At 35.4% G+C, this 17,749-nt stretch carries 17 protein-coding genes and 1 pseudogene; 17 read left to right on the top strand and 1 reads right to left on the bottom strand.

Annotated elements, in window-relative coordinates:
• Nucleotides 1-539 precede the first annotated feature (539 nt).
• From BAQ49_RS25380 to BAQ49_RS25355, 7 genes and pseudogenes are all read left to right on the top strand, one after another.
• Nucleotides 540-860 carry a PadR family transcriptional regulator gene (locus BAQ49_RS25380; RefSeq protein WP_071747531.1) on the top strand — a complete coding sequence of 107 codons (321 nt, stop codon included), beginning with the start codon at nucleotides 540-542 and terminating at the stop codon, nucleotides 858-860.
• Nucleotides 861-936: 76 nt separating this feature from the next.
• Nucleotides 937-1,278 (top strand): DUF1048 domain-containing protein, encoded by a 342-nt coding sequence (locus BAQ49_RS25375; protein ID WP_071747530.1) that lies wholly within the window; start codon nucleotides 937-939, stop codon nucleotides 1,276-1,278.
• Between the two features lie 169 nt (nucleotides 1,279-1,447).
• On the top strand, nucleotides 1,448-2,209 hold the full coding sequence (locus BAQ49_RS25370; protein WP_071747529.1) for an ABC transporter ATP-binding protein: 762 nt from the start codon (nucleotides 1,448-1,450) through the stop codon (nucleotides 2,207-2,209).
• Nucleotides 2,210-2,959 carry an ABC transporter permease gene (locus BAQ49_RS25365; protein WP_071747528.1) on the top strand — a complete coding sequence of 250 codons (750 nt, stop codon included), beginning with the start codon at nucleotides 2,210-2,212 and terminating at the stop codon, nucleotides 2,957-2,959.
• 435 nt (nucleotides 2,960-3,394) lie between these two features.
• Nucleotides 3,395-3,537, top strand: a pseudogene (locus BAQ49_RS33775) (short-chain dehydrogenase); the annotation flags it as partial.
• A 122-nt stretch (nucleotides 3,538-3,659) separates the two neighbouring features.
• On the top strand, nucleotides 3,660-4,622 hold the full coding sequence (locus tag BAQ49_RS25360) for a tubby C-terminal domain-like protein (protein WP_071747527.1): 963 nt from the start codon (nucleotides 3,660-3,662) through the stop codon (nucleotides 4,620-4,622).
• Between the two features lie 1,452 nt (nucleotides 4,623-6,074).
• A complete protein-coding gene (locus BAQ49_RS25355) occupies nucleotides 6,075-7,394 on the top strand; it encodes an aromatic amino acid transport family protein (protein ID WP_071747526.1) in 1,320 nt (439 codons plus the stop codon).
• 292 nt (nucleotides 7,395-7,686) lie between these two features.
• On the opposite strand, the gene BAQ49_RS25350 is transcribed toward BAQ49_RS25355, so the two are convergent.
• Nucleotides 7,687-8,649: a helix-turn-helix transcriptional regulator gene (locus BAQ49_RS25350; protein WP_071747525.1), complete on the bottom strand. Its 963-nt coding sequence runs from the start codon at nucleotides 8,647-8,649 to the stop codon at nucleotides 7,687-7,689.
• A 110-nt stretch (nucleotides 8,650-8,759) separates the two neighbouring features.
• On the opposite strand from BAQ49_RS25350, the gene BAQ49_RS25345 reads away from it, so the two are divergent.
• From BAQ49_RS25345 to BAQ49_RS25300, 10 genes are all read left to right on the top strand, one after another.
• Nucleotides 8,760-9,239, top strand: coding sequence for a GyrI-like domain-containing protein (locus BAQ49_RS25345; RefSeq protein ID WP_071747524.1), 480 nt, complete (start codon nucleotides 8,760-8,762; stop codon nucleotides 9,237-9,239).
• The gene (locus BAQ49_RS25340) at nucleotides 9,226-9,735 is read left to right on the top strand and encodes a DUF8821 family protein (protein WP_071747523.1); all 510 of its coding nucleotides are present in this window, start codon (nucleotides 9,226-9,228) and stop codon (nucleotides 9,733-9,735) included. Before BAQ49_RS25345 ends, BAQ49_RS25340 begins: the two co-directional genes overlap by 14 nt.
• 168 nt (nucleotides 9,736-9,903) lie before the next feature.
• Nucleotides 9,904-10,161, top strand: a complete 258-nt coding sequence (locus tag BAQ49_RS25335; protein ID WP_071747522.1) for a DUF3963 domain-containing protein — start codon at nucleotides 9,904-9,906, stop codon at nucleotides 10,159-10,161.
• A gap of 210 nt (nucleotides 10,162-10,371) precedes the next feature.
• A complete protein-coding gene (locus BAQ49_RS25330) occupies nucleotides 10,372-11,004 on the top strand; it encodes a LysE family translocator (RefSeq protein ID WP_071747521.1) in 633 nt (210 codons plus the stop codon).
• Between the two features lie 297 nt (nucleotides 11,005-11,301).
• On the top strand, nucleotides 11,302-11,901 hold the full coding sequence (locus BAQ49_RS25325; RefSeq protein ID WP_071747520.1) for a TetR/AcrR family transcriptional regulator: 600 nt from the start codon (nucleotides 11,302-11,304) through the stop codon (nucleotides 11,899-11,901).
• A gap of 4 nt (nucleotides 11,902-11,905) precedes the next feature.
• A complete protein-coding gene (locus tag BAQ49_RS25320; protein ID WP_071747519.1) occupies nucleotides 11,906-12,451 on the top strand; it encodes a hypothetical protein in 546 nt (181 codons plus the stop codon).
• 359 nt (nucleotides 12,452-12,810) lie between these two features.
• Nucleotides 12,811-13,572, top strand: coding sequence for a glycosyltransferase family 2 protein (locus BAQ49_RS25315; RefSeq protein WP_071747518.1), 762 nt, complete (start codon nucleotides 12,811-12,813; stop codon nucleotides 13,570-13,572).
• 586 nt (nucleotides 13,573-14,158) lie between these two features.
• Nucleotides 14,159-14,881 carry an RNA polymerase sigma factor SigI gene (sigI, locus tag BAQ49_RS25310; RefSeq protein ID WP_071747517.1) on the top strand — a complete coding sequence of 241 codons (723 nt, stop codon included), beginning with the start codon at nucleotides 14,159-14,161 and terminating at the stop codon, nucleotides 14,879-14,881.
• Complete coding sequence (locus BAQ49_RS25305; RefSeq protein ID WP_071747516.1) at nucleotides 14,871-16,157, top strand: anti-sigma-I factor RsgI family protein; 1,287 nt, start codon at nucleotides 14,871-14,873, stop codon at nucleotides 16,155-16,157. The genes sigI and BAQ49_RS25305 overlap by 11 nt, the downstream gene beginning before the upstream one ends.
• A gap of 107 nt (nucleotides 16,158-16,264) precedes the next feature.
• A partial coding sequence (locus BAQ49_RS25300; protein WP_244159143.1) for a glycosyl hydrolase family 18 protein occupies nucleotides 16,265-17,749 on the top strand: 1,485 nt, incomplete at its 3' end.

Here is a 17,749-nt window from a genome sequence, read left to right as displayed (position 1 = left end):
GTATTCGAAAACTAATTTATTAGATGCACAGGTATAATAGTAGAAGAACAAAAAATAATCCGTCTTATTAATAAGGAGAGCCATCCATATTCATTAACTCCGGAATATTATAGCGCCCCAAAATAAAAAAGTGTAGAATTTTCGTTTTGGGGTATTTTCTTTTCTTAGCTGGATAGGTATGTGGAGAGATTTCTTCAGAAAGAAAATAGGTTGTATCAAATAGGTAATAGTGGATTTTAGAAAAATTTTGAAAATCAATTGACATCCGCCACTACTTAGTCATACAATGTACTTGTAATAAGTAATACTGAATAGTGTAGTTTCTCAAGATGTATGCAGTAAACAATAGGTAATAGCGGATTTTAGAAAAATTTTGAAAATCAGTTGACATCCACCACTACTTAGTCATACAATGTACTTGTAATAAGTAATACTGAATAGTATGGTTTCTCAAAAGCTATTCAGTAAAAAATTCGCCTTAGTACTCTGTAATACTGAATATAAGTCAGACAGAATAGGGGGTAAAGGAGGATCAGAATATGGAAAATTTAACTGAAATGCTGAAAGGTTCGTTGGAAGGTTGTGTGTTGGAAATCATCAGTCGCCGTGAAACGTATGGCTATGAGATTACACGTCATCTGAATGATCTTGGGTTTACCGAAGTTGTGGAAGGAACGGTCTATACCATCCTCGTACGATTAGAGAAGAAAAAGCTTGTGAATATTGAAAAGAAACCGTCAGATATGGGGCCGCCTCGAAAGTTTTATTCGCTTAATGAAGCTGGCCGTCAGGAGCTTGAATTATTTTGGGAAAAGTGGGATTTTGTATCATCAAAAATTAACGTCTTGAAGTCAAACTAGCTTCATAAGATAAGATATTGTGTCCGATATTTTTGGGGTTTCTTGTTCTGCTTTATAAAAAAGGAGGAAAACTAATATGATGGAAATGTTCAAAAAATTAATTGGTGATAAAAAAGAGTATAAAATGATGATGGCACGAGTTGGAGCCTTGCCGGAGGACTATCAGTTTGTGTTTAAGAAAATTCAAAACTATATGTGGAATTTCTCAGCGGGTAATGGAATGGATATGCTGCACATACAGTATGAATTAATCGATTTGTTTGAAGCTGGTGCGGCGGAAGGAAGACAAGTGCTTGAAATCACTGGGGATGACGTAGCTTCCTTTGCTGACGAACTAGTGGCAAACGCTAAAACTTATGTCTCCAAGTATCGTGAAGATTTGAATGAGAGTATCATGAAGAAATTGAGAAAAAAATAAATGCAATAAATAATATCGACTGATTAGCTGGTTACAAATATGAGTTGCCGCCATCGCTATTCAGTTATATTTTTAACTCAGTACTAAGTAGTACAGATTATCGGTAATACTGAATAGAGGGTGTAGGCAATTTATCTTCGCAAAACATTTTTTATAAGGAGGAAACAGTATGAGTAATGCAGCCATTTCTGTAAAAGGGTTAAAGAAATCTTTTAAAGACAAGGAAGTTTTAAAAGGGGTGGATTTTGAGGTGCAGCGTGGTGAAATTTTCGCACTGCTGGGATCAAATGGAGCGGGCAAGACGACAACGGTCAACATCCTCTCGACGCTGATGAAGCAAGATGGTGGTGAAGTAGATATTTGCGGTTTTGACGTCCAGCGTCAATCGGATCATGTTCGTCAAAGTATCAGTCTGACAGGGCAGTTCGCAGCTTTAGACGGTATGCTCACGGGGAGAGAAAACTTGATAATGATCGCCAAGTTGCGTGGAGTTTCTAGTCCCGCCCAAGTCGCTGACGATTTGCTTGCAAGATTCAGCCTAACTGATGCAGCTAACCAGAGGGCAGATCAGTATTCGGGAGGGATGAAGCGCCGGCTTGATATCGCCATGAGCTTGATCGGGACGCCAGCAGTCATTTTTCTCGACGAACCGACGACAGGGCTTGACCCTGAAGCACGGATTGAAGTGTGGGATACCGTCAAGGAACTTGCTGGCGGTGGCACAACCATCTTGCTCACGACTCAGTACTTGGAGGAAGCCGAACAATTGGCGGACCGTATCGCTATCTTGCATGGCGGAAAAATTATCACGACTGGTACTCTTACAGAACTTAAAGAGATGTTCCCACCGGCAAAAGTGGAGTATATCGAGAAGCAGCCGACATTGGAAGAAATTTTCCTTGCGATCATCGGCAAAAAGGAGGAGATGTAAATGAAGAGCAAAACAGGGGTATTATTAGGGCGCTTAATGCGTAACATCATGCGCAGTCCGGATACGATTATTACGGTAGCGATTACACCGATTATGATGATGCTGTTGTTTGTCTACGTATTTGGAGGCGCGATAAAGACAGGAACGGATAACTACGTCAATTATTTATTGCCGGGAATCTTGTTGATGGCTATCGCATCCGGTGTCGCTTACACATCCGTACGGTTGTTTACGGATGTAAAGAGTGGGCTGATGGCACGTTTCATTACTATGCCCATTAAGCGTTCGTCGGTATTATGGGCTCACGTATTAACATCACTTGTTGCTAATGTGCTTACTATCGTGGTGGTTATCCTTGTTGCGCTCTTAATGGGCTTCCGTTCCAGCGCTAATATTCTGGATTGGCTTGCGGTAGCTGGAATACTTGGGATGTTTACGCTGGCGCTGACATGGCTCGCTATCATTCCTGGGTTGACAGCGAAGTCTATGGAAGGGGCGACAGCCTACTCGTACCCACTAATTTTTCTGCCTTTTATCAGTTCGGCCTTTGTTCCTACCGAAACTATGCCAAAAATTGTTCGTGCGTTCGCTGAGAACCAGCCTGTGACTTCAATTGTGAATGCGATTCGTGCCCTCTTATATGAAGGGACTGTTGGCAACGATATTTGGATTGCACTCATTTGGTGTGTGGGCATTATGGTTATCGCTTACTTCTTTGCGGGTAAAGCATTTAAACGTCAGTTAGGGTAAGTGCACCATCGGTTCGGTTCTCTATGGAAACTAAACTTTCTGGAAAAATATATGTGGGAAAATGGATTTAAATCACATGCTCCTTAGTTATTGCTATAATTATTGGTATTCTTACTGGTTACACAGTTGGTACGTAAGTAGGTTCAGACGTTGAGAAAAATCAGCCTGAGAGAGTTAAAGGGGAAGAGATAATATTTTGACTGCAATTCTAATCTTCATAAAATCAATGCAATGCACAAAATTTCTCCGTAAAAGAGAAGAAAGGGTCCTGACTAATCAGGATCCTTTTTTAATGTACTAGTATAAGTATGTCCAAGTTTAGAAGGTTACTTAAAAACGTTGTGGAGTGTTTGCGCCAGAACTGGCTACCGCACTACATCTTGCGGAATATATACAAATTGAACAATTAGATGTACACTCATTACATGCATTTCAATTGTTTCTATTACAATCGCAAAAAAAACTACGCTCTGTTATCCGATTGGAAAAGGGGTAAAATTTGCTATTATGATGAAAAAATACTTCCTTGGAGATGGTGGGAGTATATTGTTTTGAGGGAATTCGCGAAGAAAAAATAGCGCTACTATGCTAAGGGCATTCACGCGTTATAGTGCGTTAATTAAATATGTGTATATACATAGTTTCTCAGAGTGATGCGATGTCAGGTGTGAGCTGTGTAACAACTAGAGGTGAGTAAAGGATGATAACGTTTTCGTTTGAAATAGACAAGGATATTCCACAGAAGGATGAGCCACGGTATGTTGCTTATGCAAAGGGCTTTATCGAAGGGGACTTAACGATTCGTATGGGTGACAGAGTATTTTTTCAAAAGTCATGCATGAAGGTCGCAGAGCTGGGCATTTATTTAGGACAGTGGATGGAACAAGTTCAACACGGACAGAACGTACATATGAATTATGAAACGAGTGACTGTGATGACGTAATTCTTGGTTTCTTCTATGAAGAGGACAATCAGTGGAGGGTTTCTTCCAGTGGGCAACAATTTGAACTTCAGGAGCGTATATCTACTACAACATTAGTAGAGAGCGTTCAACGCTATTTGTATGGGCTAAATAAAGAACTGCGCGCGATAGAATATCCTGTGACGTTTGATCAGTACTTAAGAGGAGAGCGAATGATGCAGCTTTCTTACAAACGACTGTGTGATAGTAAAGCGGACACGACGCCAGTAGAGGTTTACAATGGAAGCGAGCAAGTAGGCGTAGTACGGGGCTATTATAAAAATGCTCTGATGAAAGTGCTAGACTTTATTCCGAAAGTTGGTAGTAATATCATTTATGAAATAAAGGATAGTAAGGACAATATTTGCGTTATTGCAAAAGATATAAGTAGGCAGCGTCAAAGAAAGATTTTAGTAACGTACATCGATAATAATGATGCAGAGCATGAAATAATTGTATGTGACGGAAAGTTATTGGATGCAAATTTCTTATTTACCTTTACATATAAGGCAGAAGAATATGTTATTCACAAAACTTTACTTGGGCTTGGAAAGTTATTACGAAAAGGCTATGTAATCGCAGATTGGAATATTCGTCTTGAGGAAGATATGTATTACATCGAGATGAATGTATATGATGAGGATTATATACAAGATCAATACTTACTGTTAGGCGTATTTCATGCGGTTTTGTATGGGTGATAAAGTGAAACTTTAATCAGTGGGAGTCTTACTGCCCACAAATAGCGGGATAAATGAGAAGTACCGGTATTCTTCATGGGAAGGATGCCGGTACTTTTTATCTTTCTGATATTTCAGGTGTATCATCTGTTAGCGTCAAGCTTCCTCCAACTACTGTGGGTTTAAAATAAGGTTCGATAATTTATAAATCAGTCTAATCATTAATAATAAAGATTGATAATTTGTAAAAAGTTTAATCAGAAGATTTATTTTGTAGCGTATTTCTTTGTTCAACAATCGGGTCAGCTCGGAAAGTTTTGTTATAAATGCATTTAGCATGAAAGACAAGGGATTATGCGAGATAAATCTCAACAGGCTTTGATGAAAGAAAGGGTTCCGTTGCAAAGTTCTGAACAGTATAAACCCGTTTACAAAATACGTTTATAGTTTAAGGGGTACAACCACATCGCTATCAAGCTAACAAAATAAAATACCCCCTAAAATGAAAAATGTGCTATTCTTTCTGTTTCCTCATAGAAAAGGGTGACGTTTTTGTATGCCTATTTCCATAGGTGGGCTATATATTTATTACACAATACGACAGTATACTATCTTTTTCTAAACATGAAATTATGCATATTTAGAAAAAAACTACACTTAATAAATATTACATATAGTAAATGGAAACTTATGGTGTTATCCTTTTGAAAGGCGTAACATGTCAATCATTATAGAAGATGTAGAGGCTCCTTGAAAAAGAAGTTCTTTTTTTCTGAAAAATGTATATTGATTCGACATTAGTAATAAATATTCGTTTAGATGATTTTATGTTTTCTTAATTTATTCCTTTATATCTACAGTGATTATTTATTATAACAGTTTTTACATCTAAAATAAGATGTTTCAGCAAAGGGGAATATAACTATCTTTATAATGAGTTCCCAATATAATTAACGTGTTAACAAAAATGATATCTGTATTATTTTCCCCTTTTTGCTAACTAATACAGCTTCAAAAAATAGACACAACTGCTATATACTAATTGTAATTTATTATCTATTCATAATTCTGTTTATTCTGTCTTTCTAAAAATAAAAAAATATTAGACTCGCAAATATAAACGTTATAATGAGGGCGTCGAGAGGTAATCGGTTACCTACGGAGAAAATATCAAACATTTTAAAGTTGGACAGACTGAAACGATTAATTGCAGAAAGGTGTGTGACCAGAAGGGGGAATTTCTTCAAGATAGTTTAGTAGCAGCGGACATCGTATTAGCTGGTGTAAACAATATCATCAATGCTGACGAAGTATAGGGTTGGAGGATAAATGCCTCGCACATTAAGAGAGACAGCTTTAGGTGGAATCGTTTACAATATGGCGCATCTAGTAAGCGATTCATTTTTTAAGAATGGTCTATATTCTTAAGCCTAAAAAGAGACGTAAGAATAGGATACAAGGGGGATTTATTATATGAATGGGAATACTGCAAAAAAAATAGAATTTCAAGCTGAAAATACTGCAGTGAAAAATGAGAACTATCTAGATCCTAAAAAGTGGCATAAACAAGATACTACCTGGGCATTGAGCCTTTTTGGAACAGCAATTGGAGCAGGAGTACTCTTTTTACCTATTAATGCAGGTTCAGGTGGTTTATTATCATTACTGTTAATTACCATACTTGCATTTCCTGTTATGTATTATTCACATAGGGCACTTGCTAAAATGATATACGCTTCTAATTCTGCTGATGAGGGGATTACAGGTACAATAAGAGAGTATTTCGGAAATAAGGCAAGTATAATTTTTAACATAGTATATTTCGTTTCAATTTATACGATCGTACTGATGTATTCGGTTGCACTTACAAATACTGCAAGTAGTTTTATCGTGCATCAATTGCACATGCCGGAGCCTCCAAGGGCCATTTTATCTCTTGTATTAGTGCTCGGCCTTATCGCTATACTAAATTTTGGTCAAGATATTACTGTGAAAATCATGAGTATGCTAGTGTATCCTTTCATAGCTTCTCTACTTTTTATCGCAATATCTTTGATTCCACAGTGGAATACGTCAATGCTTAGCTTTTCAACTGTTTCTACTACTTCAACAGGAACAGGATATTTGGGAACGATATTGATGATACTGCCAATCATCGTATTCTCATTTAATCATTCACCTATGATTTCATCATTTGTTGTGAAACAGAGAGCTACGTATGGAATAGACGCTACTGATGCCAAGTGTGCTCAAATACAAAAAGTTTGTTATATCATGACATTCGCTGTTGTTATGTTCTTTGTTTGGAGCAGTACTTTAAGTTTGACTCCAGATGATCTTAAGGTGGCAAAAGAACAGAACTTGTCAATCCTATCATATCTTGCTAATGAGCTTAATTCGCCTGTAATCACTATTGCAGCTCCTATCATTGCGTTTGTGGCTATTACAAAGTCTTTCCTTGGCCATTATATAGGAGCGTATGAGGTAATGCGTGACATGATTATCAAGTCCGGTAAAAAACGTGGGAAAGATATAGGAGAAAAAACAGTTAAGACAATGATTCTTACTTTTGTTGTATTAACATGTTGGTATGTAGCTTATGCAAATCCAAGTATTCTTGGAATTATTGATGCCCTTAGCGGTCCGTTAGTTGCTGCCATCTTATGTCTATTACCAATGTATGCGATTCGTAAAGTACCAGTACTGGCTAAATACAGAGGGAAAATGAGCAATGTATTTGTCATTATTATAGGTATACTTACGGTCTTAGCAAGTATTAAGTCATTATTCTAATTCGTTATTGTTAGTTCAAGTGCTAAAATAGTGGGATATGAATAAAGAATGAAAGAGATGATGGATAAGATAAATCCACATTCGAATTTTAAACAAGTAATTTAATGAGGGTTAAACTCTAATATAAAAAGACATGAACAAAGATTAGTTCATGTCTTTTTTGTGTTGGCGTTATTGCTAGAAGAGCGTTTAAAGTAGCGGTAGTAAATAAAATGTTTTTACTAGGTATTTGAATAGAGGTAACTGGCATTTAGTCAAACTTAATATTATTTTTGGTGTAACTGGTCACCGCTTATGGGTAGTATAAACATAATCTCTCCTGCAAACCTTCTAATACTTCTTCAGGCACTTCCCTGACCTTAATATCCTTACCTAGGAAAAGTAGCCAATTTGTTATCTCTGTTAATTCATCGAGATTGTTAACATTGATAAAAGTCTTTAGGATGGCTGTGGATTGGTAAGGATTTGTATAGGAAATTGAAATTTTTAAAGGATGATATTTTTTGAACTGGGCAATCGCTTTTGAACCGAGTTCAAGTACAAGGTTGATTGCTTCGTCTTTCTTACTGAGTTTTTCAAAAATCTTTTTCTTACTTAATCTCTTTTTTGGCGTATAGGGTTCGACATTGATGAGATGATCGACAGGAAACATCTTCTTCTTTTCTTCTTTTACGTCAAAGCCTTCAATTATCCAATGGCTTTTTTCTTGATAAAGGTGTAGTAGATAAATTGGATAAGACTTGATTTCCGCCTCTTCTTTTAGGGTAATCAATAAATGGCTATCCAAAAGAAGGATTTGGATGAGTTTTTCTAACATAGGATGTGGGAGGTCAGAAAGCTCAAGCAAGTCGGGATTGTGGGGATTAGTCCCTTCAAAAAGTAAGAGTTGATTTAAAAGAACAAGGTCATCCTGCTGGATTTCTGAGATGAGTCCTAGTAGTTTTTCAGCTAAAGACTGACGACTCTTTAGATAGGGAAGTTGTTGATTTCTTGTGGCCATAAAGGCAATAAAAAGAGCTTTGACCTCGTTATCAGTAAAGCGAACAACGGGCAGAATAGAGTTATGCATAACAGAATATCCCCCATCTCTTCCAACTTCAGCGACAAGTGGCATCCCCATGGCTTCAATCTCTCTAATGTCTCTAATAGCTGTCGATCGAGAGATGTTAAATTCTCGTATGATTTCAGAAATTGTAAAATGAGAGCGGTTATTGATATACCGCATGATCGTATTAATCCGTTCAACTTTTTTCATGTTGGTCTCCTAAACAGTATCATTTTTTGACATGATTTAAAGTTATTATAAACTCATCAAGAGAAAAGATAAATTACTTGATTAATTTAAAAGTGAGGAAGGTTTTGAATATGAAAAATTATTCTTTAGAAGAAAAAGATAGCTTTATCGTGTTAGGTATTGGAACTGAAATTAAAAGTGAATACACAGACTTTGCTGGAATAAATAAAGAAAAGGAAGACTTTTGGTCAGCTGTTAAAGAAGATGGAAGGCTGGACACTTTAAAAGCTTTAGCTACAAATGATTACATTTTTTCTGTGAGTGAAGCGGTGAATAACAAGATGATGTATTATGCTGGTGTCATGACAGAGGCAACGATACAAGAAGAATCTAGAGTTATCCAGTTTCCAAGGGGAGAATATTTAGTAGTTAAAGGGGAAGGTAAGACGGCTGAGGAGCTAAGTAATAAGCTTACTGGCATTGCCTTTGGTCAAGTCTTACCAGCAGTAAATGATTTCGCCTATGTTGGTGGACCAAATACAACGGTTGAGATGGAGCAGCGAAACGGTTTAGTATTTGGTGAAATGTGGATCCCAGTTGTTAGGAAGTAAGGAGATTAAAGGAGGGGTGGAATTGTCCTGTATCGTTGATTTTAAAAATGTAACTATAGCTGGCTTTGAGTCTTCGCCTGTAGCAGAAGCGCTTGCTGGTTTACGTGCTCATGAAGCACGTTACTTTATGAACAAATACAAGTATGAATTTACGGTTGTACCAGCTAATGAAGGCGGGGAGACTCTTGATTATGTGAATCGCATTTTGAAAGAAGAACGTGATATTGAGTTTGCGGCCAAACCTTTAGAAACATCGTGTTTTCAAGTGGAAAATATTAAATTTGCTTATGTCTTTTATGAGGATGGTCTTGCAGTCAACGTCATGTATACACTGGATACCCCAAAGAAGCGTGCTGTTGGATTTAAGCTTTCTGAAGGAATGGAGGTACCAAAGGAATTAGAAGATAAGTTTAAATTTGCTAGGCAAAAGTCTAAACTTGCTGGAACAATTCGAGGTTCGTTTTTTGTAATAAAAGGAGAATATAGTGTAAGTTGAAGAATCAGTCCTTTGTTATATTGAGTTGTTTTTTTTAAAGGCGCTATGAAGGCTACCAATCTTGAATTGGTAGCCTTTTTTTACATAAGTAAATAATATTTACAGTCTGCTACACACTACGTTCTTATATAATGAAACAAAAGGAAATTACTGTAAGGTGGTGGTGGGGTGAGCAAAAAAAGGCTACTTGAGTTATTCTTAGTAACTTTTGCTTTACTATTCCTTCAAGTAAGCACATTTACCAATGAAAAATTGAACGATAAATTTGGTAACCTTACTTTCTTTGTTGTATTTCTCATGTTTTATATCAACGTTGCATTTGTAGAACGGTATTTTGATGATATACATAAGTGGATTCGAAATATCATATTTCTTCTTGCCCTGTTAGTAGTAGCTTTAATATCGCTATGGATAGGTTACTTTTAAATTCTTACTTCCGAGAACGGGAAATATGTGAAAACGAAAGTCCTTCAGTAAAAAAATGGAGGACTTTTCATCGTCTTCAAAATACGTTGAATCCCGATAATAGTACACTATATTAACTTTATATGAATAGGCATACATTAATCCTGTTCTCTCGTTAGTCATGATAAAATGAACGATAAGAAATTTATGTAAGATAAAGGGGGAAGATTCATGGTCAGTTTTAGTACTTTGCTAGCTTTTGCAATTGTTTCACTTAGCATGGTTTGTTCACCTGGGCCTAACATGATTTATCTCATTTCTCGCTCGATTACGCAGGGGCGTATGGCAGGATTCATTTCTCTTTTGGGTATCATGCTTGGCTTCATAATCTATATAATCGCAACAATGTTCGGACTTACAGCCCTTTTCCTTGCTGTTCCGTCTCTCTATGAAGCAGTTAAGTGGGCAGGTGCTGCTTACTTACTCTGGCTCGCATGGAATTCGATTAAGCCTGGTGCTACATCTATTATGGAACCTCGTACTATTGCTATTGAGCCGCCACAGAAATTATTTCTAATGGGACTTATGACGAATCTTCTGAATCCTAAGATTGCTATTTTGTATGTGTCACTTCTACCTCAATTTGAAGATCCTGAGAAAGGATCGTTGCTTCTACAAGGTACAGTTCTGGGCTTTACGCAAATAACGGTTAGCTTTATAGTCAACCTCTTAATTGTATTTACAGCAAGTAGAGTTGCCAAATGGTTTGGCACACGCCCAACGTGGCTGCGAGTGCAGCGTTGGCTTATGGCAAGCGTCTTGACAGGTCTTGCTGTACGTCTTGCTTTTGAACGTCGACAGTAAGAGTCTTCTTTGAAAAATTCACCATCTTTTTGAAACGATTGTAAGGGGAATAAGAATGATATTAAAAATAAAGCCAGCTACTGTATGTTCTTACTTTTACCTAACGTTTTTTCAAAAATGGTAGTAGATGCCGTTTCTTTTTTTAGAGGATACGGTAGGAATACCGTATTTTTTTATTTTAGGGGAATTTTGTTTTGTTAGCTTGATAGCAATGTGAAACTTAAAATAATATGATCATATTATTTTAGGTACTTTTTTTATAATATGATCATATTATAAAAAGGGAGGAGGATATGAGTGCCTAAAATTGTTGATCAAATACAAAGGAAGAATCAGATAGCCACTGCTACTTGGCGTGTAATATTAGAAAAAGGTATTGATAAAGCTTCTATACAGCAAATCGCTGACGAAGCAAACATTTCGGTTGGACTTGTTCAGCATCATTTTTCGTCTAAAAATGAATTAATTCATTATGCAATGAATTTAGTATTGAATCGAATGGAAGAACGGGCAAACACTCGTACAAGTGAATTTAAGGGAACGAAAGAAGAAGCGCTTAGAAGATTAATGAAATTTATTATTCCTTCTAATAAAGAAGAAATGTTGGAAGGGAAGGTTTGGATTACATTTTTGGGTATATCCTTTAGTTCCCCAGAACTTATTGAACTTCGGAAGAAAATGGATGACCATACGAGGTATCTTATGGGAATAATTCTAGATTTAATGAGGGATCTAGGATACGTCACAGCAGGTCACAATAGAGAATTTGAATTAGAGATACTGTACGGATTTATCGATGGGCTAGTAATTCATGTCCTTCAAACACCAGATTCATATCCAGAAGAAAAAGTAAATCAACTTATTGAGTATTATTTAAAAGAAAAAAAGAGGGATTAATCGCATGAATAAAGTTTTCATTATTATTCTTGTAGTCGTTATTGTATTGATTATTAGGCAGCTTATCCCGAAGAAAGTAGATAGCTTCGATCTTCTTGGTATACCAATCATGGCTATAATCAGAACTTATATGGGTCTTCCAAATAGATTAGACTTTATCATTACAATTGAATTAATTAGCTTGCTTATATTAGGAGCGATAGTTGGTTATTGGCAAGCTAAGAGAGTGAAAGTTTTTCATCATAACAATCAATTATGTAGTGTTGGAGGCTATACGTATATTATCGGATGGATTATTATGATTTTGGGCAGGATTATTATTTTATTGTTGTTCAATCTTAATTCGCTCATATCGACATTTCATGCGGGACAGGAACAGTTTACGAGTGAAATAATTAAAGTTCTTTCTCATGCTGGAGATTGGTTAATATGGTCTACTATTCTTGCATCTTCCATCATGTATACCGTTACCTTATATAAGGATCACCCGGATATCAAGAAATTAATACAGGATCGTTTTAAAGAAATAAAACAACGAATAAAATATTAAATTAACTAATTGTTGTTATATGGGCTATTGTCAGCAAGCTGAAAAAAACAAATCCTCCTCAATAAGCTGTTTTGTTACAAGTTAGTATAAAATTTCGCTTAGGGGGGATTATGAAATTTTAGTTTAATAGCGATAATAAATTAAAGAAATCCCTCTAAACGAATTAGAAGGGTTTCTTTTGTGTCCATCTTATATACATTCCACATAGAATCATTGATTAATTCACTACAATTTATGTTGTTTTTTAAATCCTCCAAATTCAATAGCAGTTAACCTGCAGTTTCTATAATATAACCTAATAAATGTTAATATATGTTATATATAATAGATATTTGCCTTATAAAATAAGGGGGAATATTATGAATGAAACAAACGCATCTTCAGGAAGCAATTTAAAAAAAGATGTAAAATTTTCTATTATAATCCCTGCACATAATGAAGAAAAGTACATTAGAAAATGTTTAGATTCGATTGCAACGGCATCAGAGGCATATAAAGATCAAATGGAAGTCATAGTTGTTTTAAATCGTTGTACAGATAAAACAGAGGAAATAGCAAAATCTTATAACTGTATTACATTAAAAAATAACGATAAAAACTTATCTAAAATCCGAAATGCAGGGGCTAAAATAGCCAGTGGAGAAATAATCGTTACTATAGACGCTGATACCATAATGACAGAGTCTATGTTGTCTAATGTAGATAAATATTTAGCTTCAGGTAAATATATTGGTGGTGGGGTAAATGGGAAGTTTGAAAGAATATCTTTAGGAATATTCTTTTCCGCAATTTTAATAATAATCCCCTTACTTTTTAAGTATGGAGCTATATCTGTAGGGATTTTTTGGTGCTATAAAAAAGACTTTATGGCAATCAACGGATTTAACGAAAATATGCTTATGGCAGAAGATGCAGATTTCGCTAAACGGTTAAAAGAATGGGGAAAGCAAAATAATAAGAAATTCGGTACCATTAAAAATGGAATGATAACTTCATGCAGAAGATTTGATACATATGGAGACTGGGCGTTGCTTAAAAACCCAAAAGTAATTTTAGCTTATCTAAAAGGAAATGATAAAAAATATGCAGATAAAACATATTATGATAACCAAGAAAGATAAAAATAGAGAAAATTGGTAGAGAATAGCTAAGACTCTTTTAGATATAATGAGAAGCCGATAAAATCTTGTATCATGCTTAAACTTAGTTATAAAAAATGAATAGATATTACAAGAAAACCATCAATTTGATGGTTTTTATTTTTTTATAAAAAATATTTTTTGACCCCCATAAAACTATGTACCCCTCCGAATATGTATAGTGAAGAAAATAAATAGAAGAAAAAATGGTTATAAAAGAACATTGAAACTTGTGTCAAATTGTTAGATTAAGCGGGGAATTCGAAGGTAAAAGCTAAAATTACCAAAAATATAGAGAAGAGTTATTTAAAGATTGCAGATAAAATAGGAAAAGAGTAGGCAAAACAAGCAAAAGAAAATAAGAAAGTAGATTAAAATACAAATTTAATTTTTGTGCTGACAGAAAAGAATAGTCATTAAGAAAACGGTGAAATAAGTTCGTACCGAAAAATATGAGCAACGGCAAGAAGACAAGCCGAAAGAAAAGTACTAAGAAGATGTGGTTAAATGGTCACTTGTTTAGTGACCATTTTGCTATTTGAAGCAGAAGGAGGCTGGGAGATTACAAGTGTTGAGTTTAGTAATGAAGATCTTAAGAAAACCGAAAATAGAAGATATCGTATGTAACATACAAAACAACGAAGGAGATAAAGAAGCGTTTATCGTACAGTATCAGCCTTTTATTAGAAAATCAATCTCATCTGTCTGCCGCAGGTACATTACAGAACAGGATGATGAATATAGCATTGGATTGTTTGCATTTAACGAAGCAATTGAACAGTATTCATATACAAAAGGAAAATCCTTTTTAGCGTTTGCTGATCTTCTTATAAAAAGAGATGTAATTGACTATATACGCAAAGAGTCTAAGCATAATCTTGTCTTTTTAAAAGAAGATAAGCAAGAGGAAATGTTAGAAATGCAAGTGTCGCTTACGGAGTATATGAAAGAGATGGAAAATAGTAACCGTAAGGAGGAAATTCTTCATTTTCAAAGTGTGCTAACTGAGTTTAAAATCACATTTTCAGAGCTTGCTAAAGAATCTCCTAAGCATCGTGATACGCGTGAACATTTAATAGAAATAGTAAAGGTAATTATAAAAGATGAGGAAATGATGGAAGAGCTGTTCCGAAAGAAAAAGCTACCGCTTAAACATATTGAACCGCGTGTTAGGGTAAGTCGTAAAACGTTAGAGCGGCATAGAAAATATATCATTGCAATGTGTATTATCTTTGCAAACAACTATACATACATTCTTGATTATATAAGAGGAGGGAAGCATGATGAATAAAGGAATTGTAATGGATATAAAAAAACATAGCGTAGTGGTTTTAACACCAAATGGAGAGTTTATTACGTGTAAAAGAAAAGCGGATTCTTACATGGTTGGGGAGGAAATCTCATTTGATGAGCAAGAGCAAAGAGCATCGCGTTTTTCAATCCCTTCTTTCTTAAAGCCTGCATCATTACTTGTTGCTTGTTTTCTATGTGCGTTGCTATTTTTCTACAACCAACCGGAAGAAAAAGTATTTGCTTATGTCTCAGTTGATATAAATCCAAGTGTAGAGGTGAGCATAACAAAGGATCTTCGTGTTATAGATTTGCAAGCTTGTAATGATGATGGAAGGCGTATTTTAAAAGAATTGAAGCAATGGGAAAATAAACAATTGCAAGACGTAATACGTACTATTATAAAGCAAAGTCAAGAGGATAAGTATTTAACGAATGATAAGCAAGTTATGCTAACAGCTGTTGCAAAGGACAAGTCACTAGAACCACAGTTGGAAAAGGCTATGCAAGAATTAAAGAAAGAGTATGAGATAAAACATGTTACAGTCGTATATCAAAGTAGTACGTTGCAAATGCGAGAGAATGCTAAGAAAGCAGGAATTGGCACAGGTGTCTATATAAAGCAAGAGAATGAGAAGAAAAAATCGCTTACTCCTCCTGAGTCATCGTCTAATCAGGTGGAAAACCAAGAAGAGATACAATCGCAGCCAAAGCCATCTCCTGATGCATCACCAGATTTGTCTTCTGTAAAAGAAAAAAAAGACGAGAAGCCAGAGCATAAAGAACAAAAGAAAACAGAGGAACAGCCACCTAGGCAAACAAAAGAAAATAGAGGGAATCAACAAGAAAATAACGGTAGAGGATCTCAGCAAGAAAATAGAGGGAATCAACAAGAAAACAATGGTAGGGGATCTCAGCAAGGAAATAATGGAAACCAGCAAGGGAACAACGGTAGAGGATCTCAGCAAGCAAATAATGGAAATCAACAAGGGAACAACGGAAGAGGGTCTCAACAAGGAGATAATGGAAATCAACAAGGGAACAACGGAAGAGGGTCTCAACAAGGAAATAATGGGAATCAGCAAGGGAACAACGGAAGAGGGTCTCAACAAGGCAATAATGGAAATCAACAAAGGGATAACGGAAGAGGGTCTCAACAAGGAAATAATGAAAATCAGCAAGGAAACAATGGTAGAGGGTCTCAACAAGGAAATAATGAAAATCAGCAAGGGAACAATGGTAGAGGGTCTCAGCAAGAAAATAGAGGACATCAGTAAAGGAATGAAAAGAAGAATCCATAGAAAATGGAAGTGAGAGATTTATTTCAAAGCTAAAAGGATTTATTATTCTATATTTCTATTAAGAAGGAGTATGTAAAAATATAATGGAGAAAAAAATTCAACAAGAGAAAGATAAATCAAAACCTGTTTTTTATGATTCTAAAGGAAGAAGAAAAAAAGCTTTTAGTTGGTTTCTATGTATCTCAATAGTTAGCATAAGTATTGTATTTTATTTTTTCTTTCAAAGTATTTTCTCGACACCAGAAATTCCAAATATGAATTCTTCTGTAAAACAAGATACTAAACTGGTACCTATTAATCAAAAACTTAGCGACGAGCAGTTAAAGAAAGAAGAATTCAAACCTAATACCGAAATGAAAAACGATGAAAATTTGGTGAATGCAACGGGCGATAGTAAACAAACGAAAGAAGTTTATGGTTTTTATGTCAACTGGGATGAAAATAGTACTGCTTCTTTAAAAGAAAATATCGATTCATTAACCACATTAGTACCGGAATGGTATCACTTAAAAGAAGACTTAACAATTAGTAGTGAGATAAAACCTGAGATTGTAAAGTTAGCAGAAAAAAATCATGTGAAAATTATGCCTTTACTTACTAACTATACAGAGAAAGCTTCTGATCCTGATAGTGAACTTATTCATAAATTACTGAATTCTCCAGATCATGTAAAGATAAAGTTTATTAACGATTTAGTAAAGCAAGTTGAAAAGAATCAATTTTCAGGTATTAATATTGACTTTGAGGCAATACCTGAAAGTGATAGAGAAAACTTAACAAATTTCATGAAAGAACTTACTACGGTCTTTCATAAACATCATTTGCTTGTTACGCAAGATGTCCCTGCTAATGATAAGGCCTTTGATTATGGTGCCTTAGCCAAAGTAATAGATCGTATGATTGTAATGATGTATGACGAGCACTATGGAGCAGGGGTACCAGGACCAATTGCTTCAAATAAATGGTTTGAACATACGCTCAATGAACTAAATATTCCGTCTGAGAAACTTATAGTTGCTTTCGGTAACTATGGATATGATTGGGAAGTAAATAGCAAAGAACCTGCGAAGTCTGTAACTTTCTCAGAAGTTATGACAATGGCTCAGGATTCAAATATAAAAATTCAATGGGATAAGATTAGTGGAAACCCTTATTTTCGATATAAAACAGGCGAGACAGAACATACTACTTGGTTCTTAGATGGTGTTACTCTTTATAATCAAGTAAAAATCGCAATGAACAACAATGCGAAGGGATTTGCATTATGGAGACTAGGAGCAGAAGATCCTACTATATGGAAAGCTCTAAAAAATCCTATTGAGGTACAAAAAAATCCTGATGCATTACATAAAATCGATAGTTTAGATGAAGTGAATTATTCTGGACAAGGCGAAATTTTGCAGGTTGAGAATGAGAGACACAATGGATTGAGAGATTTTAAAGTAGACGAAAATGGTTATTTTACAGATGAAGTGTATCAATCACTGCCGTCTGCATATGAAGTGCAACGATATGGAAAGCCAAAAGGAAAACAAGTAGCATTAACATTTGATGATGGACCAGATCCG

It is taken from the genome of Bacillus proteolyticus (assembly GCF_001884065.1).
In the GTDB taxonomy this organism is placed as follows: domain Bacteria; phylum Bacillota; class Bacilli; order Bacillales; family Bacillaceae_G; genus Bacillus_A; species Bacillus_A proteolyticus.
Note: the sequence above shows the minus strand (reverse complement) of the source record. Positions and strands in the feature narration are given on the sequence as shown.

Bases quoted from the DNA above. Each gene is read 5' to 3' on its own strand.
- BAQ49_RS25380 (WP_071747531.1), top strand. From the start codon at position 540: ATGGAAAATTTAACTGAAATGCTGAAAGGTTCGTTGGAAGGTTGTGTG.
- BAQ49_RS25375 (WP_071747530.1), top strand. From the start codon at position 937: ATGATGGAAATGTTCAAAAAATTAATTGGTGATAAAAAAGAGTATAAA.
- BAQ49_RS25370 (WP_071747529.1), top strand. From the start codon at position 1,448: ATGAGTAATGCAGCCATTTCTGTAAAAGGGTTAAAGAAATCTTTTAAA.
- BAQ49_RS25365 (WP_071747528.1), top strand. From the start codon at position 2,210: ATGAAGAGCAAAACAGGGGTATTATTAGGGCGCTTAATGCGTAACATC.
- BAQ49_RS25360 (WP_071747527.1), top strand. From the start codon at position 3,660: ATGATAACGTTTTCGTTTGAAATAGACAAGGATATTCCACAGAAGGAT.
- BAQ49_RS25355 (WP_071747526.1), top strand. From the start codon at position 6,075: ATGAATGGGAATACTGCAAAAAAAATAGAATTTCAAGCTGAAAATACT.
- BAQ49_RS25350 (WP_071747525.1), bottom strand. From the start codon at position 8,649: ATGAAAAAAGTTGAACGGATTAATACGATCATGCGGTATATCAATAAC.
- BAQ49_RS25345 (WP_071747524.1), top strand. From the start codon at position 8,760: ATGAAAAATTATTCTTTAGAAGAAAAAGATAGCTTTATCGTGTTAGGT.
- BAQ49_RS25330 (WP_071747521.1), top strand. From the start codon at position 10,372: ATGGTCAGTTTTAGTACTTTGCTAGCTTTTGCAATTGTTTCACTTAGC.
- BAQ49_RS25320 (WP_071747519.1), top strand. From the start codon at position 11,906: ATGAATAAAGTTTTCATTATTATTCTTGTAGTCGTTATTGTATTGATT.
- BAQ49_RS25315 (WP_071747518.1), top strand. From the start codon at position 12,811: ATGAATGAAACAAACGCATCTTCAGGAAGCAATTTAAAAAAAGATGTA.
- BAQ49_RS25305 (WP_071747516.1), top strand. From the start codon at position 14,871: ATGATGAATAAAGGAATTGTAATGGATATAAAAAAACATAGCGTAGTG.